At 54.0% G+C, this 25,391-nt stretch carries 17 protein-coding genes; 4 read left to right on the top strand and 13 right to left on the bottom strand.

What is annotated here, in order from left to right; all coding sequences use genetic code 11:
- Positions 1-48: 48 nt before the first annotated feature.
- From ACMGGS_RS15320 to ACMGGS_RS15295, 6 genes are all read right to left on the bottom strand, one after another.
- Positions 49-1,197: an ROK family protein gene (locus ACMGGS_RS15320; protein WP_414163333.1), complete on the bottom strand. Its 1,149-nt coding sequence runs from the start codon at positions 1,195-1,197 to the stop codon at positions 49-51.
- Between the two features lie 51 nt (positions 1,198-1,248).
- A complete protein-coding gene (locus ACMGGS_RS15315) occupies positions 1,249-2,403 on the bottom strand; it encodes an N-acetylglucosamine-6-phosphate deacetylase (protein WP_414163332.1) in 1,155 nt (384 codons plus the stop codon).
- Entirely contained in the window at positions 2,396-3,172 is a 777-nt protein-coding gene (locus tag ACMGGS_RS15310; RefSeq protein ID WP_414163331.1) for a glucosamine-6-phosphate deaminase, read from the bottom strand. The genes ACMGGS_RS15315 and ACMGGS_RS15310 overlap by 8 nt, the downstream gene beginning before the upstream one ends.
- A 1-nt stretch (position 3,173) precedes the next feature.
- Positions 3,174-4,685, bottom strand: a complete 1,512-nt coding sequence (locus tag ACMGGS_RS15305) for a sodium:solute symporter family protein (protein ID WP_414163330.1) — start codon at positions 4,683-4,685, stop codon at positions 3,174-3,176.
- 229 nt (positions 4,686-4,914) lie between these two features.
- Positions 4,915-7,527 carry an aminopeptidase N gene (gene pepN, locus ACMGGS_RS15300; RefSeq protein WP_414163329.1) on the bottom strand — a complete coding sequence of 871 codons (2,613 nt, stop codon included), beginning with the start codon at positions 7,525-7,527 and terminating at the stop codon, positions 4,915-4,917.
- Positions 7,528-7,647: 120 nt separating this feature from the next.
- Positions 7,648-8,334 (bottom strand): hypothetical protein, encoded by a 687-nt coding sequence (locus tag ACMGGS_RS15295; RefSeq protein ID WP_414163328.1) that lies wholly within the window; start codon positions 8,332-8,334, stop codon positions 7,648-7,650.
- A 476-nt stretch (positions 8,335-8,810) separates the two neighbouring features.
- Here ACMGGS_RS15295 and pncB point away from each other — a divergent pair, with 476 nt between their 5' ends.
- The 4 genes from pncB to ACMGGS_RS15275 all read left to right on the top strand — a co-directional run bounded on the left by pncB (position 8,811) and on the right by ACMGGS_RS15275 (position 14,646).
- Positions 8,811-10,013: a nicotinate phosphoribosyltransferase gene (gene pncB, locus ACMGGS_RS15290; protein WP_414163327.1), complete on the top strand. Its 1,203-nt coding sequence runs from the start codon at positions 8,811-8,813 to the stop codon at positions 10,011-10,013.
- A gap of 197 nt (positions 10,014-10,210) precedes the next feature.
- Complete coding sequence (asnS, locus tag ACMGGS_RS15285; protein ID WP_414163326.1) at positions 10,211-11,611, top strand: asparagine--tRNA ligase; 1,401 nt, start codon at positions 10,211-10,213, stop codon at positions 11,609-11,611.
- A gap of 590 nt (positions 11,612-12,201) precedes the next feature.
- The gene (gene ompF, locus ACMGGS_RS15280) at positions 12,202-13,272 is read left to right on the top strand and encodes a porin OmpF (RefSeq protein WP_414163325.1); all 1,071 of its coding nucleotides are present in this window, start codon (positions 12,202-12,204) and stop codon (positions 13,270-13,272) included.
- A gap of 183 nt (positions 13,273-13,455) precedes the next feature.
- Positions 13,456-14,646: an amino acid aminotransferase gene (locus ACMGGS_RS15275; protein WP_414163324.1), complete on the top strand. Its 1,191-nt coding sequence runs from the start codon at positions 13,456-13,458 to the stop codon at positions 14,644-14,646.
- A 57-nt stretch (positions 14,647-14,703) separates the two neighbouring features.
- On the opposite strand, the gene ACMGGS_RS15270 is transcribed toward ACMGGS_RS15275, so the two are convergent.
- From ACMGGS_RS15270 to cmoM, 7 genes are all read right to left on the bottom strand, one after another.
- On the bottom strand, positions 14,704-15,351 hold the full coding sequence (locus ACMGGS_RS15270) for an MBL fold metallo-hydrolase (protein ID WP_414163323.1): 648 nt from the start codon (positions 15,349-15,351) through the stop codon (positions 14,704-14,706).
- A gap of 27 nt (positions 15,352-15,378) precedes the next feature.
- Positions 15,379-15,930 carry a YcbK family protein gene (locus tag ACMGGS_RS15265; RefSeq protein ID WP_176920656.1) on the bottom strand — a complete coding sequence of 184 codons (552 nt, stop codon included), beginning with the start codon at positions 15,928-15,930 and terminating at the stop codon, positions 15,379-15,381.
- A gap of 186 nt (positions 15,931-16,116) precedes the next feature.
- The gene (gene ldtD / locus ACMGGS_RS15260) at positions 16,117-17,925 is read right to left on the bottom strand and encodes a L,D-transpeptidase (protein WP_414163322.1); all 1,809 of its coding nucleotides are present in this window, start codon (positions 17,923-17,925) and stop codon (positions 16,117-16,119) included.
- A 174-nt stretch (positions 17,926-18,099) separates the two neighbouring features.
- Positions 18,100-22,548, bottom strand: a complete 4,449-nt coding sequence (gene mukB / locus ACMGGS_RS15255) for a chromosome partition protein MukB (RefSeq protein ID WP_414163321.1) — start codon at positions 22,546-22,548, stop codon at positions 18,100-18,102.
- Positions 22,548-23,252, bottom strand: a complete 705-nt coding sequence (gene mukE / locus ACMGGS_RS15250; RefSeq protein WP_194205612.1) for a chromosome partition protein MukE — start codon at positions 23,250-23,252, stop codon at positions 22,548-22,550. Before mukE ends, mukB begins: the two co-directional genes overlap by 1 nt.
- Positions 23,233-24,555 (bottom strand): chromosome partition protein MukF, encoded by a 1,323-nt coding sequence (mukF, locus tag ACMGGS_RS15245; protein WP_414163320.1) that lies wholly within the window; start codon positions 24,553-24,555, stop codon positions 23,233-23,235. The genes mukE and mukF overlap by 20 nt, the downstream gene beginning before the upstream one ends.
- Complete coding sequence (gene cmoM / locus ACMGGS_RS15240; protein WP_414163319.1) at positions 24,548-25,342, bottom strand: tRNA uridine 5-oxyacetic acid(34) methyltransferase CmoM; 795 nt, start codon at positions 25,340-25,342, stop codon at positions 24,548-24,550. Before cmoM ends, mukF begins: the two co-directional genes overlap by 8 nt.
- Positions 25,343-25,391 lie beyond the last annotated feature (49 nt).

Here is a 25,391-nt window from a genome sequence, read left to right as displayed (position 1 = left end):
TTGCCGCATTCTCGCTGGGGGAATTGATGTAGGGTTTATGAGGAGTGGTCATGCGCCAGGTGAAAGAGGATCAACGCGCTCATGCTGTTCCAGCACCGCCAGCGCCAGTCCCCTGGCCGGATCGACCCGCTGTTCAATAAAATGCAGGCGGGTTCGTTGCACGGTAAAATCCAGCGCGCTTTGCTTAGCGCTATGACGCACGGCGGTAACAAACCCTTCATGGCAGTTCCAGGGGCCATCAATCACAATATCACCAGGATTCAGTAGCAGCATGATTTGACCCAGCGCATGTCCCAGATACATGCCAGCGGTCGCCATAATCGTGTTCACAATATCAGGGGCGCTGGCACGATTTTCCCAACAAAGACCGGGCGCTTTTTGTGCCAGTTGCTGCTGGATAGCTGGCTGACTTATCAGCGTTTCCAGGCACCCTTTACGGCCACAGGAGCAACGGCCCCCACGCGGATCGATAACCAGATGCCCCACTTCCCCGGCGGTCCAGCTACTGCCGGTATAAATTTCCCCTTCTTTGACCAACGCTCCGCCGACCCCTTCGCCGATACGCAAATAAAAATTACTGTTGGTCGGATCGCATTTTAACTGCTGTACGGACAGCAACGCCGCCGCCTTGACGTTATTCATAATCAATAACGGCACCGAAACCTGCGGCTGCAACGATGAGAAGAGATCGGCATCCTGCCAGCCAAGATGGGAGGAGTGGTGCATCCATCCGCGCTGCGGATCGATGATCCCCGGGAAGCCAAGCGCAATGCCAATCAGCGCCGGATAATCGCGAGTCAGTTGCTGGCAGTGTTTGCCGAGTTCAGCAAGCAAACGCGTCGGATCGGCGGTCTCCGTTTGCCAGGTCCGTTCTTCCAGCACCTGAGAAAAGGCATCACATACCCGCAGATGAACGCCCTGCCGCTCAACCATGATCCCCGCACTTAACCGCCGCTCCGGACGTAGCGCAATACCGATTTTGCGCCTTCCTGCCACGGAGGAGGAGAACGGTTCACGCTCTTCAACGATGCCAGCAGCAATAAAATCGTCAACGATCAGCGAGACGGTATTTTTGCTCAGTTTGAGCTGGCGGGAAAGATCCTGCCTGGAGGTCAATTGCTGATGACGCAGGGCGGCTATCACTCGCTTTTCATTGTTTATGCGCAGGATAGCCGTCCCTTTCCCTGTTTCTTTCATGACTGGACTCAGTTAGTACGGTGATGTTTCCAGTCTATCAGTCGCGCTGAGTTAGTCACCCCATACTTTCTGCCCTTTTTTCCAGCATCCCGTCAGCGTCACGCCACCGTCGGAACGCTCGAAAAGCGTAATCAAGTCGGCTGGGGCGCCCACGGTAAGCCCTGCCTGCTGCGGTAAGCTAAGCTGCCGTGCCGGGCGCAAAGAAGCCATCTCAATCGCCGTTTGTAAATCAGTAAGCGATGAGGTCAACAGGTAATTAACCCCCTCCAGCAGACTACGGGCCGAGCCGGCCAGTAACTGCGGGTTATCACGCATTGCCAGCCGTCCGTGAGGATGAAGAATGACATGTCCGCCAATATTGGCCTGATATTCTCCCGGCGCAAGCCCGGCAAAATGCGTCACATCGCTGACCAGCATGATGTGCTCTCCCTTAGCGCGCATAAATACTTTCAATACCGACACTGGCAGATGTTCGCCATCGGCAATGACAGTGCAGGCCAGTCGGTCGTCTGCCAGTTGTTGCCAGATATAATTCGGATGACGCGGAAGTTGTAAATGCGCACCGTTGCCAAGGTGCGTAGACATACTCGCTCCGGCCTCAACCGCCTCATCAATTTGCGCCGGGGAGGCGGCGGTATGGCCGATGGAAAACCGGACGCCGCTGTGCTGATAGTTGCGAATAAACGCCGCGGCCTGCGGCCATTCCGGGGAAAGGGTCAACAGACGAATTCGCCCGTTTGCGCGGCGCTGCCACTCGTCAAATAGCGAGCATGCCGGCGCGCAAATAGCATCGCGCGGGTGTGCTCCCCGCGGCCCGTCCTGCGGCGACAAAAACGGGCCTTCAAGATGAATACCTGCTATCGCTTCTTCCACCACCGACCGCTGCTCACACGCCTGAGCCAGCACGCTCATGGCGTTGCCGATGGTTTCTGCATCGGCGGTGATCACCGTCGGTAACCAACTGGTCACCCCCTCCCGCCACAGCAGACGCACGGCCTCTTCTACCTGCTCGTCGCTAAAGGGATAATGATTAAAATCGATTCCCTGAAAACCGTTGACCTGAAGATCGACCAGACCGGGGGCAATGATGGGCAGCGTCTCATCAGTATCCAGACGTTCGATAGCACAAATTCTCCCCTGCGCTATTTTCACGGCGACCGGATGTAACGTCCGGTAATCACGCGCGTGCAATACATTATTAGTCAACGGTCACCTCCGCACAGGCATCGGCATCGGTATATAGCGTGCAGTCGGCATGCTGGCGCAGGATCGTCGCCGGACACGCGACGGTGATCGGATCGTACAATGTGCTGGCAACCGCCTGACGTTTCGTGGCTCCCGGCACGATGCAAAAGAGACGGGCCGCCTGCATCAACGCGGGAATAGTCAACGTCAACGCCCGGGTGGGGACGTCTTCCAGACGAGCAAAGCAGCCATCGTTAACCTGCTGCTGGCGGCAAATCTCGTCAAGCTCGACGGGCTTAATAATGGCCGGATCGTTAAAATCCGCTACTGGCGGATCGTTAAATGCCAGATGACCATTCTCACCAATGCCCAGGCATACTGCGTCAATCGGCGCTTCAGCCAGTAACTGCGTATAGTGTCGGCAGATTTCCTGAGTATCCCCCTGCCCCTCAATTAAATGAACATTCCCTGGCTTCACCCGATCAAACAGAGCGTCGCATAAAAAACGACTGAAGCGCTGGGGAGCCTTTGCCTCCAGCCCAATATATTCATCCATATGAAAAACGGTGACACGTGACCAGTCGATACCTTCAGCCTGCGTTAATGTGGCGAGGAATTCCGATTGCGAAGGCGCGGCGGCGAATATCATCCGCACCTGTGGTTGAAACGCAAGGCGAGTGCGCAGCCAGCCTGCGACCGCTTCCCCGGCGGCTTCCCCCATCGCCTGACGGCTGGTAAAACGCAGGACGTCAAGGTTTTCAACTTTTGCTTTCTGAAGAAGCGTTGTCATGTTACACCTCCTGTGATGTAGCTGTTCTTTTAACCGAAAGCCGATCGGCTTCTTTATTGAGTGCAGCCAGCATTTGTTCTACCTCGGGTCGCACGGCGGACGGTCGTAGCCAGCCAAAGACCACATACACCACCAGCGATGAAAGCACGGGCGCGGCGACTGTCATGGCAGTGCTGGCATCGGTCAGGACAAACTTAACGATGAAAAATGCGCTAATCCCTGTCGCCCAGCTCACGATGGCGGCGGCGCTACCGCTGCGTTTACACCATGGCAATAAGCCTAACAACATTGGAATGGAAATAGGTCCTACCAGCCCACCAAACCAGATTACCAGCAGGGATAACACGCCACCAAAGCGGGAAGCGTTAACAGCGATAATCAACGTGGTGATGATGAACAAAAAGGCCGTTGTGCGCGCAACCAAAAGTGACGTTTGACCGCGTTTAAACTTTTTAGGCAACATGACAGGCAGAATGTCACGCGTCACCACTGCCGTAATCGCATTTGCATCCGACGAGGTCATGGAGAGTGTATGGGTAAACATGGCGATAAGCACCAGCCCAATCAGCCCGTTAGGCAGTAAATCCATTGCCATGACTGAGTAAGAGCGCGAAGGATCGCTAATATCGGGATAAATAAGCGGGGCCGCCCACATCGGCAAAAACAGTACCAGTGGCCAGATAAGATACAGCGCGGATGATAACAGCGCGGCCTTACGCGCGTCGCGCCCACCGGGAGAGGCAATAAAGCGCTGTGCCAGATTCCATGTTCCTCCGTTATAGCTCAATGTATAGATGACCAGATAAGCAAGAATAAATCCGAGCGTATAGGGTTCCTGAATAATTTGCGTATGGTGCGCTGGCAATCGGTCAAAAATGCTTAACAGCTCGCCAAACCCGCCGAGGTGCATCGCCACGGCCACCACCATCACGATAGCCGCGATAAACTGGACGATAAACTGGCCAAAATCGTTACAGGCATCCGCCCATAAACCGCCCATCACGGTATAGAACATACTCAACGCACCGGAAATACACATGCCAATGATGGGATCAAGCCCGGTAAAGACATTGATAATAATGGCGATAGCCGCCCACTTCGCGCCCACATCAAAGGTCTTGAGCAGCACGCCGCTCCAGGCCAGAACCTGCTGCGTGGGCAGGTTATAACGCGTGGCGAGATACTCCATCGGCGATTCGATATTCATATGAATACGCAGGCGTGCCCAGCGCGGGGCGAAAATCCATGCGCCGATAAGCACGGCTATCGCGATAGGCAGCGCCCACCAGAAATAGATCGTAATTCCGGCGTTATAGGCCACCGCAGCATAGGCGACAAATACTGCCGCACTGTAGCCTGACATATGGTGGGATACGCCTGATAGCCACCACGGCATTTTGCCACCGGCGGCAAAAAAGTCTCGCGTGCTGTCAACCCGCCGCATCGCCCACAGCGTTATTACCACAATCATTAGCGCGTAAAGCGCCATTACACTGTAATCAAGAGCATTCATCCCGAACTCCATTAAGGGGCTTTTCCCCTGCTGGTAAAGGTATGCGGATGTTCTCGCCAATTAGTCCTTAATTAGGACCAATTGAATGTGACAGATCTTCACTGGCGATTTTGTGATCGTTTTCTCGTTACGTGAATGAAGGAATTAATTTATGGGTGACACGGTTTTCAGGGCGTAAAAAAACCGGGCAACGTCATGTTTGCCCGGCTGGATGGATAACGAAGCGCGATCAGGCCAGCGCTTTAACAATTTTCTCGTACAAATCACCGGATAGATCCGGCAGGTTTTTCAACTGCTCCAGCGCGGAACGCATCAATGTCTGACGTTTTTCGTCATAGCGTTTCAGACGGATTAGCGGTTCGATCAGCCGCGAAGCCACCTGCGGGTTACGGCTGTTCAGCTCGGTCAGCATTTCAACCATAAACGCATAGCCGCTGCCATCTTCCGCATGGAACGCCGCCGGGTTGCTGCTGGCGAATGCGCCGATCAGCGAGCGGATGCGGTTCGGATTGCTGAGGGTGAACGACCGGTGATTCAGCAGACCACGCACCGTCTCAAGCACGTTTTCAGCCGGGCTGGTCGATTGCAGTACAAACCATTTGTCCATCACCAGACCATCCTGATGCCATTTATCATCGTATTCCTGCATCAGCGCATCACGACACGGTAGCTGAGCCGCCACGGCAGCAGAAAGCGCCGCCAGCACATCGGTCATGTTATCGGCATGATGATATTGTTGGCTGACCAGTTTCACCGCCAGCGCCTCGTCACCAAACGCCAGATAGCGCAGGCAGGCATTGCGCAACGTGCGCTTGCCAATATCGGCGTGATCCACACGATAAGTATCGAGTTTGTTGGCGTTGTAGACCGCGAGGAATTCATCCGCCAGCTCGACAGCCAGCGTGCGGGTCAGCGCCTCACGTACCGCGACAATCGCGATGGGATCGATGATCTCGAACAGCTCAGCGATTTCCGTTGCCGACGGCAGGGTCAGGATCTCCGCGGCCAGCGCCGGATCGATATGCTCATCCAGCAGGATACCGCGGAAGGCGTCAGCGACGTGGATTGGTAAGGAGAGCGGTTGACCCTGCTGATAGCGAGCCACGTTCAGTTTGATCCAGATAGCCAGCAGGCTTTGCGCCGCATCCCAGCGGGAGAAATCGTTACGCGCGTGACGCATCAGGAAAGTAAGCTGCTGATCGCTCCATTTATACTCGAGTTTCACCGGCGCGGAGAATTCACGCAGCAGTGAGGGGATCGGCGGCGTAGTAATATTATCAAAGATAAAGCTCTGTTCAGCTTCGGTCACATTCAGCACATGATGCACCGGATGCCCGCCTTTTTGCAGCGCAATAACCTGCCCTTCGCTGTCATACAGTTCGATATCAAACGGGATATGCAGCGGTGCTTTCTCCGGCTGCCCGGCGGTCGGCGGCGTATATTGACTAATTGTCAGGGTGTACTGACTGTTCTCAGCGTCGTAATCATCGCGAACGGTTACGACAGGCGTACCAGACTGACTGTACCAGCGGCGGAAATGGGAGAGATCGATGTTCGACGCGTCTTCCATCGCCTGTACAAAGTCATCGCAGGTTGCTGCACTACCGTCATGGCGTTCAAAATAGAGCTGCATGCCTTTCTGGAAGTTTTCTTCACCCAGCAGCGTATGCAGCATGCGGATAACTTCGGCCCCTTTCTCATAAACCGTCAGGGTATAGAAGTTGTTCATTTCGATAACCTGATCCGGGCGGATCGGGTGCGCCATCGGGCTGGCGTCTTCAGCGAATTGCAGGCCACGCATGGTGCGCACGTTATTAATGCGGTTGACGGCGCGCGAACCGAGATCGGAACTGAACTCCTGATCGCGGAATACGGTCAGCCCCTCTTTCAGGCTGAGCTGGAACCAGTCACGGCAGGTCACGCGGTTGCCGGTCCAGTTATGGAAATATTCGTGGCCAATCACGCGCTCAATATCAAGATAATCTTTGTCCGTCGCGGTATCGGTACGGGCCAGCACATATTTGGAGTTAAAGACGTTCAGCCCTTTGTTCTCCATGGCACCCATGTTAAAGAAATCCACCGCCACGATCATATAGATATCGAGGTCGTATTCGAGAGCGAAACGGGTTTCATCCCATTTCATCGAATTTTTCAGCGAGGTCATCGCCCACGGCGCACGGTCGAGATTGCCACGATCGACAAACAGCTCCAGCGCGACCTCACGGCCTGAACGGGTAGTAAAGGTATCGCGCAGCACGTCGAAATCACCGGCCACCAGCGCAAACAGATAGCACGGTTTCGGGAATGGATCCTGCCACTGCACCCAGTGGCGGCCATTTTCCAGCTCGCCCTGGTCGATACGATTGCCATTGGAGAGCAGAAACGGATATTTGGTCTTGTCAGCAATTAATTTAGTCGTAAACCGCGCCAGCACGTCCGGACGATCAAGATACCAGGTAATGTGACGGAAGCCCTCAGCTTCGCACTGAGTACACAGTGCCTCACCCGACTGATAAAGTCCTTCAAGGGCGGTATTCGCAGACGGGCTGATTTCATTAACAATACGCAGCGTAAAACGCTCCGGCAGCCCGGAAATGACCAGATGACGCTCTTCCTGCTGATACTCAGTCCACGGCTGGTCATTGACATGCAGGGACACCAGCGTCAAATCTTCGCCGTCCAGTTTCAGTGGAACCTCAGACGCCCCCTGGCGAGAGACCTGGCTTACCGCCGTTACCACGGTTTTTGTGGCATCCAGGTCAAAGGTCAAGTCAATATCACTAATCAGGTAGTCAGGCGCACGATAGTCGTGGCGGTATTTGGCTTGTGGCTGTTGTGTCATAAAAAACCTTTAGCATCTTCAGTTAGGTATCGATTCCAGTCTATTCCTGTTGCCTGGATCGCGCTATGCAGAATAAACATCTTTCGCCGTTGAGGGCGCAAATTGCACCATTTCTTACGCTCATGTATCAATGGGAAAGCAGTGGGTCCAGTTATAGTTTGTTTTGACAAGTTGAGCGCTGCCGGTCACCTCGCCGTAACGCTGCGTCTGGCGAAGGAGGAAAAATGACCGCACTGTTTCCGGCAGTCGTTGCGCCCGATAACGCAACAGCGTGCTATGCCAGAAAAGCGGCGGCAGTGGGCTATTCTGGTGCCGCGCCAGCAGCTCTTGACGCCATGAAGACTCCAGCACCTGCTGACAAAAACGCTGACGTAAAGAAACAGCAGCCCGATTGGCGATACCCGCCAACAGCAGTTGCCCCGGAAGCGCAACCAGTCGTAGCTGACTGATGGTTATCTCCGTGCCGCGGTAGTCATGCCACAAATCATGGAGCTCCTGCACTCTGCCGGGAAGCGGCTGATGTTGCTCAAAGCGCGCGAGCGTCAACGGTAGTAACGTGAAATGAAAGCCCGCTTCAGGCAATACATCCGCCAGCGGATCGTCTTTAACCACGGTGTAAAGCGCCCTCAGCAATGCGCATTGCGTCAGGGATAACGCGGGTTTGATGCCAGTGGCTAAGGCCAACGTCTCAGCCGGGTAATATTCCTCGCGAAGCCTCTCGCCGGCGGTAGCCTGGGTTTGCCATTCCTTTATCGTTCGCGCGCTGGTGGCAGCGTAGAGCTGAGCTAACCTGGTATCGCACATCATTTAACCTTTTGATAGTCAGGATCTCTTCATACTCTATGTCAGTTTGCCAGCGTAAATCCAGATCGTCGCCACGCAGGTTAAGTTATTGTTCGTTTTTTGTTACTTTTCATTTAAGAAATTGGTGCGCAGGCTGATTAAGCCGGGAAAATGATACTACTGGCCTGGCGGACAGAATAAGCTGTTCTTACCCACTCCTCCGGCAAATGGTTCGCTATACTAAACAAAAAGAGCGGGAACATTTATTAGTGAAACCATCCCGCTAAAGGTTAACAGCCCGGTAAAAACCTTTATTTTCTGAAGATTAAAGGCTTGTTTTCTACATTTACATAACATGTGGCACGAAATGTTCTCGATCCATTGGGCAGCTTGTGTTGTGATTGGGGTTTAATAAACAGATAATCAGGGTATACTCCTGCGTCTTTTATCTACCCGGTTTGAGATGGAAACGCTCCTGTAAGAGGACGCTACAGCGCACCATGAGACAATTCGCTTCTCCTATACTGTATTCGCTGCTTGATACCGACGCCTACAAGCTGCACATGCAGCAGGCGGTTTTCCACCACTACTACGACGTACAGGTCGCGGCTGAGTTCCGCTGTCGTGGAGACGATCTGCTGGGTATTTATGCCGATGCTATTCGTGAACAGGTCGAGGCGATGCAATCCCTCCGCCTGCAGGATGACGAATATCAGTGGCTGTCCGGCCTGCCCTTCTTTAAGAAAGACTACCTCGACTGGCTTCGCGATTTCCGTTACGACCCGTCGCAGGTGACGGTCAGTAATGAAGATGGCAAGTTGAGCATTCGTCTTACCGGGCCGTGGCGGGAAGTGATTATGTGGGAAGTTCCCTTGCTGGCGGTGGTGAGTGAACTGGTTCATCGCTACCGCTCACCCGAGGCGACCACGCAACTGGCGCTGGACGCGCTGGAGCAAAAGCTTGCGACGTTTGCCACGCTGACCGCAGAGACCGACATGTCTGCGTTCCGGCTGATGGATTTCGGCACCCGCCGCCGCTTTTCCCGCGACGTGCAGCAGGCCATCGTCCACCGTTTACAGCAGGAACCGTGGTTCGTCGGCACCAGCAATTACGATCTCGCCCGGCGTCTGTCGCTCACCCCGATGGGGACTCAGGCGCATGAATGGTTCCAGGCACATCAGCAAATCAGCCCGGACCTTGCCACCAGCCAGCGCGCCGCACTTGCGGCCTGGTTAATGGAATATCCGGATCAACTGGGTATTGCACTCACCGACTGTATTACCATGGATGCCTTCCTGCGCGACTTTGGCCCTGAGTTTGCCACCCGCTATCAGGGGCTGCGCCACGATTCCGGCGATCCGGTTGAATGGGGTGAAAAGGCCATTGCGCATTATCAGAAGCTGGGTATCGATCCGTTAAGTAAGACGCTGGTGTTCTCCGATAATCTCGATCTCAATAAAGCCTTTGACCTTTACCGGCATTTTGCCGATCGGGTCAATCTGGGCTTTGGCATCGGCACCCGTCTGACCTGTGATATCCCCCAGGTGAAACCGCTAAATATTGTCATTAAACTGGTAGAATGTAACGGTAAGCCGGTTGCCAAACTGTCCGATAGTCCGGGTAAAACTATTTGCCACGACAAGGCGTTTGTGCGTGCGCTGCGTAAAGCATTCGACCTGCCTAAAGTGAAAAAAGCCAGCTAGTATCAGTCTGAATCACGTCAGGTCTGAAAAGGGAGCCGTAACGGCTCCCTTTGTCATTGTTATTTTCCGATTTATTCCCTTCACGCTGCGAATTCTGCTTGTCTGATAGCGGATGACAGGTAACATAGGTATCCCCCCGCCAGGGGCGGATATTTATATGTTCATTGGACTATTAACAGATAACAGAGAGACTATTTATGAGCGTTGTGCCTGTAGCCGACGTACTCCAGGGCCGCGTTGCCGTTGACAGTGAAGTCACCGTGCGCGGATGGGTACGTACCCGTCGAGATTCAAAAGCTGGCATCTCCTTCCTCGCCGTTTATGACGGTTCCTGCTTTGATCCTGTCCAGGCCGTCATAAATAATTCTCTGCCCAATTACAATGATGATGTGCTGCACCTGACGACGGGTTGTTCAGTTATCGTCACCGGCGTGGTTACCGCCTCTCCGGGACAGGGTCAGGCCTTTGAACTTCAGGCGACCTCAGTAGACGTTGCCGGCTGGGTGGACGATCCGGATACCTATCCGATGGCAGCTAAACGCCACAGTATCGAGTACCTGCGTGAAGTGGCGCATATGCGTCCGCGCACCAACCTGATTGGCGCGGTCGCCCGTGTGCGTCATACCCTGGCACAGGCGCTGCACCGTTTCTTCCACGAACAGGGCTTTTTCTGGGTATCGACGCCGCTTATCACCGCCTCGGATACCGAAGGTGCCGGCGAAATGTTCCGCGTCTCCACGCTGGATCTGGAAAACCTGCCGCGCAACGATCAGGGCAAAATTGACTTCGACCAGGATTTCTTCGGCAAAGAAGCCTTCCTGACCGTGTCCGGGCAGCTTAATGCCGAAACGTATGCCTGTGCGCTGTCAAAAGTGTATACCTTCGGGCCAACCTTCCGTGCCGAAAACTCCAATACCAGCCGCCATCTGGCAGAATTCTGGATGCTGGAGCCGGAAATCGCCTTTGCCGATCTCGAAGACAACGCCCGCCTGGCGGAAGCTATGCTAAAATACGTCTTTAAAGCGGTGCTTGACGAGCGTATGGATGACCTGAAATTCTTCGCAGAACGCGTGGATAAAGACGCCATCGAACGTCTGGAGCGCTTTATTTCCGCTGACTTCGCGCAGGTAGATTATACCGACGCGGTAACCATCCTCGAAAACTGCGGCCAGAAATTTGAGAATCCGGTTTACTGGGGTGTAGACCTCTCCTCCGAGCACGAGCGTTACCTCGCCGAGCAGCACTTCAAAGCGCCAGTCGTTGTCAAAAACTATCCGAAAGACATTAAGGCTTTCTATATGCGCCTTAACGATGACGGGAAAACCGTGGCTGCCATGGATGTTCTCGCGCCGGGTATCGGTGAGATCATCGGTGGTTCACAGCGTGAAGAGCGTCTGGATGTGCTGGACGCACGCATGGCTGAAATGGGCCTCAACAAAGAGGATTACTGGTGGTATCGCGATCTGCGTCGCTATGGCACCGTACCGCACTCAGGTTTCGGCCTTGGCTTTGAACGCCTGATTGCGTATGTTACTGGCGTACAAAACGTCCGTGATGTGATCCCGTTCCCGCGTACTCCGCGCAACGCCACATTCTGATGTCTTTAAAAGCCAGCTTCGGCTGGCTTTTTCCTCTCCCTGCTGTTTTGTCAAAAAACTTCAGCAAATCCCGCATTCAACCCCTTTTCCTGCCAGGACTGTAACACTCCATTTCGATGTTACAAAAATGTACAAAAATAATCCCACATTCTTATTGCGCCTAAGTTATTTCTCATCACATAGCATAATTTGACCGCTCATATCGGCTATCCAGATGGCTAAATATTATCAGAAGAAAAAACGCGATTAGATTGGTACGGCGATAAGAAAGGCTTTTATCTAAATTAAATATAAGCATTTCATATATATAGAGTAAAAGGCGCTGTTTTAATAAGCGATCGCTTCGGAATTTAGAGGTGTCTCACAAAGTTCCTCAAAATTAATACTTATTTACACATTATTTCTTTTTGTTACTCATTTTAGACATTTGTAGCACTTTCAGGCTAGCGAAACGTTGTTATGAATGGAAAGATGCCTCTCAGACACAGAAAGACACCAAACTCTCATCAATGGTTCCGTAAATTTATATTGACAGAATTTATTGGCGGCAGTGGCAGGTGTTCAAAAAAAACCAATGAGGGTAATAAATAATGATGAAGCGCAATATCCTGGCAGTGGTTATCCCTGCCCTGCTGGTAGCGGGTGCGGCTAACGCTGCTGAAGTGTATAACAAAGATGGCAACAAAGTTGATATTTACGGTAAAGCAGTAGGTCTGCACTACTTCTCTAAAGACAATGGCGATAACAGCTACGGTGGTAACGGCGACCAGACCTATGCCCGTCTTGGTTTCAAAGGGGAAACTCAGATTAATGACCAACTGACCGGTTACGGCCAGTGGGAATATCAGTTCAACGGCAACAACTCCGAAGGTTCTGACGCTCAGGACGGCAACAAAACCCGTCTGGCATTCGCGGGTCTGAAATTCGGCGATGCGGGTTCCTTCGACTACGGTCGTAACTACGGCCTGGTATACGATGCGCTGGGTTACACCGATATGCTGCCTGAGTTCGGCGGCGACACCGCAGGTTCCGACCAGTTCTTCGCTGGCCGTACCGGTGGTCTGGCTACTTACCGTAACTCCAACTTCTTCGGTCTGGTTGACGGCCTGAACTTTGCTGCACAGTACCTGGGCAAAAACGAACGTTCCACCGTTAACCGTTCTAACGGTGACGGCTGGGCTGGCTCTCTGAGCTACGAAGTTGACGGCTTCGGCGTGGTCGGTGCTTACGGTGCTGCTGACCGTACCAATGACCAGGAAGCTCTGGCACTGGGTGACGGCGCGAAAGCTGAGCAGTGGGCGACTTCTGTTAAGTATGATGCGAACAACATCTACCTGGCCGGTACCTACAGCGAAACCCGTAACGCAAGCCGTATCCCTGGCGGTTACGCGAACAAAACTGAAGACGTGCTGCTGGTTGCACAGTATCAGTTCGATTTCGGTCTGCGTCCGTCCCTGGGCTACACCAAATCTAAAGCGAAAGATGTTGAAGGCATCGGCGACGTTGACGTAGTGAACTACTTCGAAGTGGGCGCAACCTACTACTTCAACAAAAACATGTCTACCTACGTAGACTACATCATTAACCAGATTGACAGCGACAACGAGCTGGGCATTGGTTCTGATGACACTGTTGCAGTGGGTATCGTTTACCAGTTCTAATCAGAAACTATTCTGTTAGATGCTTGAAAAACAGGACTTCGGTCCTGTTTTTTTATGTCCGTCAGCGAAAAATCTTCTCTTGTAAAAAGACCCGCGCTTTTTGTCGCAAACGGTTGGCATTTGCGCCATCTACCGTTAACCTGATAGCGGATCTCCCTTCTGTAATCACAATGGAACTTCGCCATGTTTGAGAACATTACCGCAGCCCCTGCCGACCCTATTCTGGGCCTTGCCGATCTGTTTCGTGCCGATGACCGTCCGGGAAAAATCAACCTCGGTATTGGCGTTTATAAAGATGAAACCGGCAAGACGCCGGTACTGACCAGCGTGAAGAAAGCAGAACAATATCTGCTGGAAAACGAAAATACGAAAAACTACCTTGGTATTGACGGTATCCCGGAATTTGGCCGTTGCACACAGGAATTATTATTCGGTAAAGGCAGCGCTATTGTCAGCGACAAACGTGCGCGCACCGCTCAGACTCCAGGCGGTACGGGGGCACTGCGTGTGGCGGCTGATTTTATCGCCAAAAATACCGACGTTAAACGTATCTGGGTCAGCAATCCGAGCTGGCCAAACCATAAAGGCGTATTTAACGCGGCGGGTCTGGAAGTTCGCGAATACAACTACTATGACGCGACTAACCATGCTCTCGATTTTGACGGCCTGCTGGCAAGTCTGAACGAGGCACAAGCGGGCGATGTCGTGCTTTTCCACGGTTGCTGCCATAACCCGACCGGTATCGACCCGACGCTGGAACAGTGGCAGCAGCTGGCACAGCTATCGGTAGAAAAAGGCTGGTTGCCGTTGTTTGATTTCGCCTATCAGGGCTTTGCCCGCGGGCTGGAAGAGGATGCCGAAGGTCTGCGCGCGTTTGCGGCACTGCATCAGGAACTGATTGTCGCCAGTTCATTCTCCAAAAATTTCGGCCTGTACAACGAGCGTGTAGGTGCCTGTACGCTGGTGGCGGGCGATACGGCAACCGCCGATCGCGCCTTCAGCCAGATGAAATCGACCATCCGCGCCAACTACTCTAATCCACCAGCACACGGTGCCGCGGTAGTTGCGACAATCCTCAGTAACGATGCGCTGCGCGCCATCTGGGAGCAGGAGCTGACCGACATGCGTCAGCGCATCCAGCGTATGCGTTTGCTGTTTGTGAATACGCTTCAGGAAAAAGGTGCCAACCGTGACTTCAGCTTTATTACCAGACAGAACGGCATGTTTTCATTTAGCGGTCTGACCAAAGATCAGGTGCTGCGTCTGCGTGAAGAGTTTGGTGTGTATGCGGTGGCATCCGGACGCGTCAACGTTGCCGGGATGACGCCGGATAATATGGCTCCGCTGTGCGAAGCGATTGTCGCGGTGTTATAAGGCAGAGACATTAAAAATGCCGCATCGGGATGCGGCATTTTTTATAGCAATATGTTGTTACCAGACCGGCATTTCATCCTGCAGGAAAGGATTATGCAGCCTTTCATGGCCGAGCGTCGATATCGGGCCGTGGCCGGGGATAAAGGTGACGTCATCACCCAACGGCAGCAATTTGCGCTTAATGGCATCGATAAGTTGCCCATGATCGCCACGCGGGAAATCACTGCGCCCTACTCCGCCTTTAAAAATCACGTCACCCGAGACCAGCAAACGGGAAAGCGGATCGAAAAACACAATGTGCCCTGGCGTATGTCCGGGACAATGCAGCACCTCAAGATTCACGTTACCAACGCTCACCTTGTCACCCTCATTCAGCCAGCGATCCGGCGTCAGCGGCTGACAATCCTCCAGCCCAAACATCCGGCTCTGCGCGGGTAAACCCTGAAGCCAGAACTCATCCTCTTTTTCCGGTCCCACAATCGGTACGCTGTAGAATGCTGCCAGCTCCGCAGCGGCTCCAACGTGATCGAGATGTCCATGGGTAAGCAAGATCTGCGTTAGCGTCACGCCGGACGCGGCCACTTCCTGTTTAATGCGTTCGGCATCGCCGCCGGGATCGACCAGCGCCGCCTGTTTTGTCTGCTCACACCAGATCAGTGAACAGTTCTGCGAGAAGGCAGTTACCGGGATAATACGATAGTTCATGCTGCTCCTGTTTCATTAAGCGTTTGATTACCAGTGGCGCACCGGCCCGGTATCAATATGCACAAAGTTGCTGCTCGGGTAATATCCTACACCACCTGAGCGCATAGATAACGCTGCTTTGCGAACATTGCTTAATGAAAGGCCTTCGATATGGAAATCCATTGCCTGACCTTTGGTGTGGTAGCTGTTTTTTGCCACCCCGCTACTGTGCCTGCGCAGGTCGTCGTTAGTATTCAACGAACGGTAGCCGGAGATAAGCTGCACCGGTTTGCGCGTGCCCAACAGTCCCTGTAAACGGTAAAGCTGATCGAACAACTTCGGATCGATGGACTTTATTTTATTCGCGCGATAGTCGCGGAAAAAATGGTTAAGTTTTGCTAATTCATCCTGAATATAGCCTCTGCCATCGAAAAACTCCGCCTTAATTGACTCACCGGTGTGCAGGTTGTTTAACGTCAAAATACGCGGCCGTGGGGTCGAGAGGGTGGCAAATGCAGGCGTCGGTAAGATAGCGGCTGCGCCCAGCGCAACGCCACCTAACGCCAGCAGTTTGCGGCGATTAGCGTCAAATTTGTCCATGATAATCAGGTCTACAGTAAAAGTATTAGTGTTGATAATTTATGCACTTCTGGCGCACGAAAGCACCTTACCGGGCATTATCACTGGCGTCAAGGCTACCAAACCCAGCCAAAACGGGCCGTGCAGCGATGCAGGCCCGTTTTTTTGCTGATCCTTTCGGCACTTACTTTTTCTGAACTACTTCATTTACCTGATTAATTGTTCCGCTTTTTCCATAATTTGTGCGCCAGATCGTGCCGTGAGATCATAATTGTAAATATCTGTTCGATACTGCGCTTTACCATCAGCACCAATAAACGCCGTTAAATAATAGAGATTGACCGGAATAGTTTGCGGAATATTAACGTAGCGGGTATCGCCCTGTTTTAACGCGCCCGAAATGCGGGTGTCATTCCAGCCAGCATCCGTTAATAACATATTCGCCAGTTCAGCCGCTTTATTAACGCGAACACAACCGGAGCTTAACGCACGCGCATCGCGCTGGAACAGGCTATGGTTGGGGGTATCATGCAGATAGATAGCGTCTGAACTCGGCATGTTAAATTTATAACGGCCAAGCGAGTTGTGCGCTCCCGGAGCCTGCTGGAAACGGAAAGGTAAGTTAGACGGCGTAATGGTCGCCCAGTCTACATTCCACGGATCGATTGTCTCGTTGCTGTTCCAGCCGCGCTTGACCGTATAACCATGACGCTCCAGATACCCCGGATCGTTCCAGACCTTCGGCAGAATGTCCTTACGCGCAAGCGTAGGCGGCACGTTCCACGGCGGGTTAACCACAACGTTATTTAACGCGCTACTCATCATCGGCGTCTTGCGATCGGGACGACCGACGATGACACGCGAATCCAGCACCGGATCGCCATTCTGATAATACACCAGCGAGTAGGCGGGAATATTCACCATGATGCCCGTAGAGAGTTTGCCCGGCAGCAGGCGCAAACGCTGAATATTAAGCGCTAATACGCCCGCACGTTGCGCAGGTGACACATTCAGCCAGTCGCGCGTCGCGCCGCCAATAATGCCGTCAGCCCCCAACCCCTGCCACGCCTGGAAGCGCTTCACCGCCTCCACCAGCGTTTTATCGTAGGCCGCGCGCACTGGCTGAGCCGGTTTTTTCGCCGTTGCGTTAGTTTCCGTAGAAACCGCTGAAGGACTCACGGCAGCATCGCCGGGAAGCGCAATATCAGGACCACCATCCAGCATACCGTTACGCTCAAGGATCTCGCGCAGCGCCGGAATGTCGTTACTCCACTGTCCTGGACGCAGCGAGGCCTTACCGGTCAGTTGTGGCCACGGGCGACGATCTTCTGTCAGCGCAAGCAACGCCTGATGCATCGCCTCATACTGTGAATGTTGCGGGGCAAGCGTGGCGATAAACTGCGGCAGGGAACCGTTATCCAGCGCCATTTGCCACTGATTGATGACCGACAGTGGCGGCGTTGCCAGTGCGTAAGGTTTACTGCTATAGAGCCAGCGGTTACCCTTAACCGGAATACCGCTGACAAAGTGCAGGTAGCCCATCATGGCATCGGAAAGCACGACATCCCGCGCCATCCCGGTGACAGCAGGATCGGTCAATAACTGCACCCAGGTAGTAAACTGTGGCTGAAAACCGGCCATGGCGACTTCCGCCAGCTGCTGCTGGAACGCCTTCACCGCCTCGCGGTTTTCCCACATTGGTTTCATTTCTCGCGCCGCATACAGCGACGCCAGCGCATTAAGATAGACGGGCGAATATCCTGCCGGAAGCAGTGACTCAATCTCGGTACGTCCCGCCTGCGGAGAATGGTTCTCCGGGAAAGCCCGGACACCCGTCATCATTTCGACGGCACTGGACTGGACCAGCGGCTGTAAGCCTTCGCTCATCGCGGGGACGCTATCCCCGGGAACCACTTCAGGCTCATCGGCCTGGACGTTGAACAGTGGAGCAAATGCGAAGGCCAGGCACAAGCTGAGTGCTGACCATCGACGACCATAACTACGCTTTAGCAACATCCCTTGCCCCCTGTTTTGACGATGTCATTTCCGCTTACTTTCAGTATATAAAGACAAAACGGGTTTTGCCTTACCTAATGTAAAGAAGATTAAAGATATTATCATCGTTCTAAGGTAATACTGAACACAAAAAAGGCGACATCACTGTCGCCTTTTCGGTCCTTTTTCGGACTACTACGATGCGTCAGCGGTGCCCGGCAGCGGATCCGGCAACTGCGGTGCAAAGCCACGCAGCCCCACCACGTGTACATGTTCCGTATTCTGGAAGACTTTACGTACCAGTTTATAAGTGGTGCCTTTTTCCGGACTGATGTTTTCCGGCGCAGCGATGATGAGCTGCATTTCAAGACGGTCACACAGTTCAAAAAGCGTGGCAATGGAGCGCGCATCCAGACGCGCTGCTTCGTCGAGGAACAGCAGACGGCATGGGGAAATATCTTTGCCGCGCAGGCGACGCGATTCATCTTCCCAGCTCTGTACCACCATCACCAGGATAGACATCCCGGTACCGATCGCTTCACCGGTCGACAACGCACCGGATTCCGCACGCAACCAGCCGTCAGAACCACGGTTAACCTCCACTTCCATCTCCAGATAGTTGCGGTAGTCGAGCAATTCTTCGCCGATGGTTTGCGGCGTGCGCTGTCCCATGTCGATCTGCGGATTCAGACGTTGGTACAGCTTCGCCAGCGCTTCCGAGAAGGTCAGGCGATTGCTGTTAAACAGATCCTGATGCTGCTCATGCTGCTCAGAAAGCACATCCAGCAATGTCGCATGGGCCTCACGGACGTTGACGTTGAGACGCACGCTGTTGACCTGACCAAAGGAAACGCTTTGCAGCCCCTGGTTAAGCATCCGGATACGGTTCTGCTCGCGCTGAATGGTCTTACGGATAATGTTCGCCGCACTTTTTGAGCTGATCGCCAGTTTCTGCTCGCGGGTGGTCAGTTCTTCCGTCAGACGGCTCAGTTCAATTTCCATCTGTTCGATGGCTTCAACCGGATCGTCGGTGCGAATGATATCCTGGCGGATACGCTCGCGCAGATGCTGATAGACGGCCACAAAGAACTGAATCTTACGCTCAGGACGTTTCGGATCTTCCGACATACGCAGCACATCGCGCAGGTGTTCGTTATCGGCCACAGCCAGACGCAGCGCACCCAGCGCCTTATCCGACATGGAACGTAGTTCATCAGCGGAAAGATAAGCCAGTTCACGGCGATGCAGACGACGTTCAACGCCGTTATCTTTCACCAGCCGCATGACCGCACACCAACCCGCTTTGGCGGTGACCACCTGCTCACGCATGGCGAGATAATCACGTTCCAGCGCACGCAGCTTACGAGTCAGGTTGTCCATTTCTGCCTCGCAGAAGGTCAACGCTTTTTCCAGCTGATTGCGCCGCGCACGGTTATTGCTCAACTGACTGTGCAGTTCATCGCGACGACTACGGGCGCGCTCTTCCGCGCCGTTGTCGGCACGCACGCCAATATCCTGCAACTCTTTATGCAGGTCGCCCAGCAGCTCTTTTTTGGTGTCGTAGGAACTTTTCAGCGACGCCAGTACCTGATTGTACTGACTGAGCTGGGCCGCATGCGCACGCAGCGCATCACGCGTGCGGCTACGTTCAGCCTCTGCATGCTCAAGGCGCTGACGCAGTTTTTCGTTCAGATCGCTGTTGCCGCTAAGCATTTCTGCCGAGTCGGAATAGCCAAAGTGCGCCCGGCGCTGGACCACTTCCGTCAGCGCAAACGCCTGCTGGCGAGCTTCACGCTGGGTCTGCTGCGACCAGGCGTAATCTTCTTTGAGCTGTTCAAACTGCTCCGGGTCGCTTTGCAGCACGGAGACCAGCGGTTCAAGTTTTGCCAGCTGATTACCGTGCTGCTGAATAAAGCGTACGGCTTCCTGCGCCTCGTCCAGACGCTCCTGAATTTCATCAACCCGGTCAGCAAGTGTTTCATCCGCCAGCAGGTTCAGGCGTGGCAGAAGGCGGTTCAGTTGTGAGACACCCTCTTTCGCCAGTTCATACTGAGCACGCTGCTGCTCGTTGTCACTCTCATGGCTGGTAAGCCCACGTTCCAGTTCGCCACGGCGAGTGGTTAACTGACGAATTTCCACTTCCGGATCGTCTTTAAAGGCTACGGCCAGATGGCTACCGATAAAGCGGCTGAAAGCCTGGTGCAGACGCTGGGTCTTCTGCACGTCGAAGGACAGCGTGGCAAAGCGTTCGGAAAGCGTTTCACGCTCGGCGTGCAGGCTTTCAATACGGCTTTCGCGCGCGGCGCGGCCAAACAACGGCAGTTCAGGGAAGCGGGAATAACGCCACTGGCGGTCGGCAATTTTCACCACCACCGCTTTTTCCAGCTCGTCGACGGCGAATACGCTATCGTCAAAGGACTGCGGATCGCCCTCGATCAGGTACAGATCTTCCGGACAATCTTCCAGCCCTTCGAGCTGTTCGGTCAGCAGCGACAGATCCGGTACCACAATCGCATGGCGTGACGGCCCGTACAGCGCGGAGAAGTACGGCGCATCTTCCAGGCTAACGTCATCGTAAATTTCAGAGAGCAGCACACCGCCAAAACGTTCGGCCAGTGCATTAAGACGCTGATCTTCCGACCCGCCCGGCTGACTGAGACGCTCAATCTCTTCATCAACGGCGTTTTTACGCGCGCCAACTTCATCACGTAAAACGATAGACTCACGCTCACGCTCCAGCAGTTGCTGCAGATATTCCGTTACATCCTGGCTGGTTTCGAAGGTTTCGCCGCACTGATCGGCAAGCTGGTTCAGGCTACTTTGCGCCGCCAGCCAGACCGGCGCACGCTTTTGCAGCGCCTGAATGCGTGCCTGCGTTTGCTCAAGCTCCTGACGCAGGTTCATGCGTTTTTCGCGGGCGTTTGAGACGCTATCGGACAGGCTGGCAATACGCGCTTCCAGTTCCTGATGCAGTTCCTCAAGCTCCTCGATATCGTAACGCTTACCCTGGCGCTTGTTGAATTCGGTTAACAGGCGCTCCGCGTCCTGTTGCTCGCGTAGCCGCTGTTCCAGCTCGCTCAGGCGACTACGCAGCGGTTGCGCCTGCTCAGCCAGATGGCGCTGATTGACGCCGTCACGCAGTAATTCACGGGCAATATCCCAGGCTTCATCGCGTGCCAGCGGGCCGTTGATAGCCTCCACCAGTTGAAACGCCTGCTCAAATTGCTTGTGCGCGCTTTGTGCCACGTTCATCTTCTGTTCCAGCGACAGCAGGCGCTCGGTGGCTTCCTGCTCTTTCGCCTGGAAGGTTTCCAGCCACTCGTCCGCACTGTCCGCCGTCAGGTCTGGCAGATGGCACAGTTCGCGCGCGCGCTGGAGGGCCTGTAACGCCTGGTTGTACTGAATGGCGCGGGTTTGCTGCACGTCCAGCGCCTGCTGGTAGTCGGCAAGCTGGTTTTTCAGCTCATCCACTTCCAGCTCAGCGGCTTCCGCCCGCGCTTCGTTATCTTCCTGACGGTCGACCGCTTCAGCAACCACCTCATTCTGCTCTTCAAGACGGATCTGCAGCTCTTCCAGGTCCGACTCGTAACGTTCAATTTTTTCCTGCTGGCGCAGCGCGGTTTGTACCAGGTTCAGATGATCGCTGGCCGCCTGGTAATCAGCTTCCAGATCGCCTTCTGCACCGTTGTGCTCCTGCAACTCACGCGCCATCTCAACGTGTTTGTACTGCTCCGCCGCCAGTTTCTTACGCGACGTAAACAGTTCACGGCGGAACTCCAGCGCCTTGTCGAGGTGGACCCGGCGCTCGTTGGCGTGACGCATATAATCTGCCGCCACATAATCCGTTGCTTCGGAAATCAAATGCTTGAACAGATCGCGATCCGACTGCGTTACGCGAATGGCTTCCAGCGTCATGCGGTTTTCGCGCAGCGCGGCTTCCATATCCTGAAAGGCTTTACGCACGCCGCTATTTTCCGGCAGCAGATAGTCGCGCAGGGAGCGGGTGATGGCGCTGGAAATACCGCCATACAGTGAGGCTTCAATCAGACGATAGTATTTGCTACGGTCTGAGGCCGAACGCAGACGACGCGCCACCACGCCCAGATCGAACATCAGCGAGTGGTAGTCGGTAATGGAGTTAAACTGCTTGAACTGCACGCCTTCCGTCGCTTCGAGTTTCTCTTTCAGTTCCGGAAGCGTTAACACCCGCGCCTGACGCTCGTTCAATGCCTCGGTTAACAGTTCAGTCGGCCCGACTGACGTCGGCAGGCCCTGGATGGCAAAAGGTTTGATATCGACTTTGCGATCGCGTCCGGCAACCTGCTGTAAACGGACCCCCACCAGCACCCGCTGATGACGGGAGTTGATCACATCCAGCACCGAGTAACATACCCCGGCCTTTAGCTTACCGTGCAGGCCTTTATCGCGGGAACCGCTGGTCGCCCCGGCTTCGGTGGTGTTACGAAAGTGCAGCAGCGTCAGATCCGGGATCAGCGCCGTGACGAAAGCCGCCATGGTTGTGGATTTACCGGCCCCGTTCCCCCCGGATAAGGTGGTGACCAGCTCATCAAGGTCAAAAGTACGGGCAAAAAAGCCGTTCCAGTTAATCAGCGTTAGCGAACGAAACTTACCGCGTTCTAACATTATTCTTCCTCTCCGCTATCAGACTGACTTTCTTCGGCTTCATCATTCAGCTGCAAATGATTTTCAATCGGCATCGCTTCACCGTCGCGAATCATACGCAATTGGGCTTCACGCGGGTCGTCGCCGCTGCGCACGTCGGCGCCAAAGCGGAAAACGGATTCCGTAATGCGAAACTTGCTGCTGTCATGACCCATAAACCACACCATCCCCAGCCGGCGCAGGCGGTTGAGAGAGGAACGCACTTTTTCCTGAAGTTTCTGTCGGTCAACGTCAGAACCGGTAGAACGGTTGTTGACCAGCTTCAGCAGCTTGCTCTCTTCTGCCAGGGTGAGCAGTTCATCGTATAGCTCTTGCTGGGTGAAAATCCCTTCATTGGCCAGACGTTCCGGGCTGAGATAGAGATAACAGAGGATTTTACCCACCAACATATCCAGCTCGGAGAGGACCGAACGTGGGATAAGCGTAGTAGAACGCGGACGCAGGTAGAAGAACCCTTCCGGCGCGCGGATCAATTCTACGTTATAGCGAGCGTAAAACTCTTCCAGATACTCCTGGAAATCCATCAGGAAGGCATGGTTATCCAGCTCGTCAAGACCAATATGGCGACCCGAACGTAGCGCGCTATCCAGCGCCGGAAAAAGCGGGTTGGCCAGAGCCTGTGCCATTTTAACTGGCATCATTTGTTCAATATTTGTCAATGACATGCGCCTGTACCTTGGCTCCGTAATCATTAATTGGCTGCCATTGTGCCTGCAGCCCACTGAAATCTGCTTGTGCAACACCCAGGCGCACGGCCTGGTCCACAACGATACGCGCCACGTCAAAATGGCGCGCGCGCGGATACTGCGCCAGATATTCGCGCACAACCAGGCCGAGATCCAACGGCAAGTTTCTGGATTTATAGACTTCCAGCTGCTGTTCAATCATGGCGGCAAGCTGCTCGCGGATCTCGTTAAACTCTTCAAACTCAAGGTCCGCCGGAAGCTCACCGGTGACCTCTTCATCACGCAGCGTCAACTCTTCGTCGCGCATATCGAGCAGGCGGTCGGCGCTGGCATACGTCAGTGCCCAGGGGGCGTCCAGATAGGTTTGCACCGACTGACGCAGCCGCTGGGCAAAGACGCGGTTTTTATCCATATCAATCGCGGTACGGATAAATTTATGGACGTGACGATCATAACCGATCCACAGGTCAATGGCCTGTTGTCCCCAGCTGACGATACGGTCCAGTTTACTTTGCAGATCGAACACCAGCCGATCAACAAAATTCAGATCGTCACGAGGCAGAATGGCATCCTGAATAAGCAGCAGGTTAGCCTGAAGCTTATCGCCTGCCGCATCCAGCGTATCCTGCAATTCACGCAGCGTGCCGGAAGTTTCAGAGAGTAACAGTTCACAACTGGAGATCGCCGCTCGCCAGTCTTTGTTCAGCAGTTGGGCGATGTCGTCTTTGACCGACTGTTGCTGTTCATCCATCAAACGCTGGGTGAGATCGATACTGTCAAAAATTTCCGCCACCGAATATTTCAGTGGGGCATAAACGTTGCGGTGCCAGTGGAACTCATCTCCCCCTTCGACGGCGGCATCGGCGGCGCGTTTTAATTCGCCGGCCACAATCGATAGCTGCATCGACAGCCGCAGGGTGGAAAATTCGCGCTGGCGAATATAGTAGTCGGTAATGCCAATTCCCAGCGGCGTCAGGCGGTAAATGGCGTTCCCTTCCGCTTGTTCACTGGTAAAGCGGTTCAGCAGACGTTGACGCACCATATCGTTGATGGCGTTATTCGCACGCACGCCAATGGTTTCGCTGGTTTGCTCAAACGCATCGCTGACGTGACGGAAAGCATCAATAAGGACGCCCTCCGTCATTTCTCCCTCCAGCCGTTCGCTGTTTAACGTGGCGACAGCCAGCAAAAATGAGAGCCTGTCGACTGGCAACTGAATGGAGAAATCATTTTTTCTGGCCCAGGCAACCAGTTCGGGGACTGTCTGGGAAAATTCACTCATCGGTTATCCTTGCATCTTCCTGCGGTTTACGCGCAGTGACGTGAATGTAACGGCCCAGGCTAATATAGGGTTCCTGACGGCAATAGCGCGTTTCTAATGCCAGCAGCGCGGCATAGCAATCATGCTGCTGATGTTTTTCGCGCAAATAATCATGAAATACCCGTACGCCGGTTTTCCCGGTAATCTGCCACCCTGCTTCTTCCAGCCAGCCGTAGACCTGCTGCGGATCGCGCGGATAGTCCGGCGAGAGGGTGCGCTTTTTCTTTTTCGGCATTCCCGCCTGCACGTAATCAAAATTCCCGGCCACCATATTGTGCATCAAAAAACCGTTGGCGTTATAGAACATCAGCGACAGCGCACCGCCGGGACTTAACACCGACCATAACGTTTGCAACATGCGCTGCGGTTCGGCGATCCACTCAAGCACCGCGTGAAACAATATCAGATCAACCGGCGATTCCAAATGCTGAGCGATCTCCTGAGCGGGGCATTGTACAAAATGCATGTTGTCGCTCACACCTTTATCCACCGCCGCCAGTTTCGCACGCGCGATCATCTCAGCGGAAAGATCGCATAACGTTACGTGATGCCCACGTTCCGCCATTTTAATCGCCGTCTGACCTTCCCCGCCGCCCGCATCGAGAATGCGTAGAGGACGCTCGTCCCAGGAGGCAAGCAAACTATCAAGATCCTGCCACAGGATCGCCTGACGCAGTTGGCCCTTGGTGGTGCCATAAATATTGCGGGCAAACTTTTCCGCGATGTCATCGAAATTGCGATCCTGCATAACTTCACTCCGCGATCCTGTCAAAGGCGCTATTTTGTCACAGCCGGGC

The organism is Superficieibacter sp. BNK-5, assembly GCF_047456055.1.
GTDB lineage: Bacteria > Pseudomonadota > Gammaproteobacteria > Enterobacterales > Enterobacteriaceae > Superficieibacter.
This window is presented reverse-complemented; position numbering and strand designations above follow the sequence as displayed.

Coding starts and splice junctions, on each gene's coding strand:
- ACMGGS_RS15265 (WP_176920656.1), bottom strand. CDS start 15,930: ATGGACAAATTTGACGCTAATCGCCGCAAACTGCTGGCGTTAGGTGGC.
- ACMGGS_RS15275 (WP_414163324.1), top strand. CDS start 13,456: ATGTTTGAGAACATTACCGCAGCCCCTGCCGACCCTATTCTGGGCCTT.
- ACMGGS_RS15270 (WP_414163323.1), bottom strand. CDS start 15,351: ATGAACTATCGTATTATCCCGGTAACTGCCTTCTCGCAGAACTGTTCA.
- mukE (WP_194205612.1), bottom strand. CDS start 23,252: ATGTCATTGACAAATATTGAACAAATGATGCCAGTTAAAATGGCACAG.
- mukB (WP_414163321.1), bottom strand. CDS start 22,548: ATGTTAGAACGCGGTAAGTTTCGTTCGCTAACGCTGATTAACTGGAAC.
- pncB (WP_414163327.1), top strand. CDS start 8,811: ATGAGACAATTCGCTTCTCCTATACTGTATTCGCTGCTTGATACCGAC.
- cmoM (WP_414163319.1), bottom strand. CDS start 25,342: ATGCAGGATCGCAATTTCGATGACATCGCGGAAAAGTTTGCCCGCAAT.
- asnS (WP_414163326.1), top strand. CDS start 10,211: ATGAGCGTTGTGCCTGTAGCCGACGTACTCCAGGGCCGCGTTGCCGTT.
- mukF (WP_414163320.1), bottom strand. CDS start 24,555: ATGAGTGAATTTTCCCAGACAGTCCCCGAACTGGTTGCCTGGGCCAGA.
- ompF (WP_414163325.1), top strand. CDS start 12,202: ATGATGAAGCGCAATATCCTGGCAGTGGTTATCCCTGCCCTGCTGGTA.
- pepN (WP_414163329.1), bottom strand. CDS start 7,527: ATGACACAACAGCCACAAGCCAAATACCGCCACGACTATCGTGCGCCT.
- ACMGGS_RS15295 (WP_414163328.1), bottom strand. CDS start 8,334: ATGATGTGCGATACCAGGTTAGCTCAGCTCTACGCTGCCACCAGCGCG.
- ACMGGS_RS15310 (WP_414163331.1), bottom strand. CDS start 3,172: ATGACAACGCTTCTTCAGAAAGCAAAAGTTGAAAACCTTGACGTCCTG.
- ldtD (WP_414163322.1), bottom strand. CDS start 17,925: ATGTTGCTAAAGCGTAGTTATGGTCGTCGATGGTCAGCACTCAGCTTG.
- ACMGGS_RS15305 (WP_414163330.1), bottom strand. CDS start 4,685: ATGAATGCTCTTGATTACAGTGTAATGGCGCTTTACGCGCTAATGATT.
- ACMGGS_RS15320 (WP_414163333.1), bottom strand. CDS start 1,197: ATGAAAGAAACAGGGAAAGGGACGGCTATCCTGCGCATAAACAATGAA.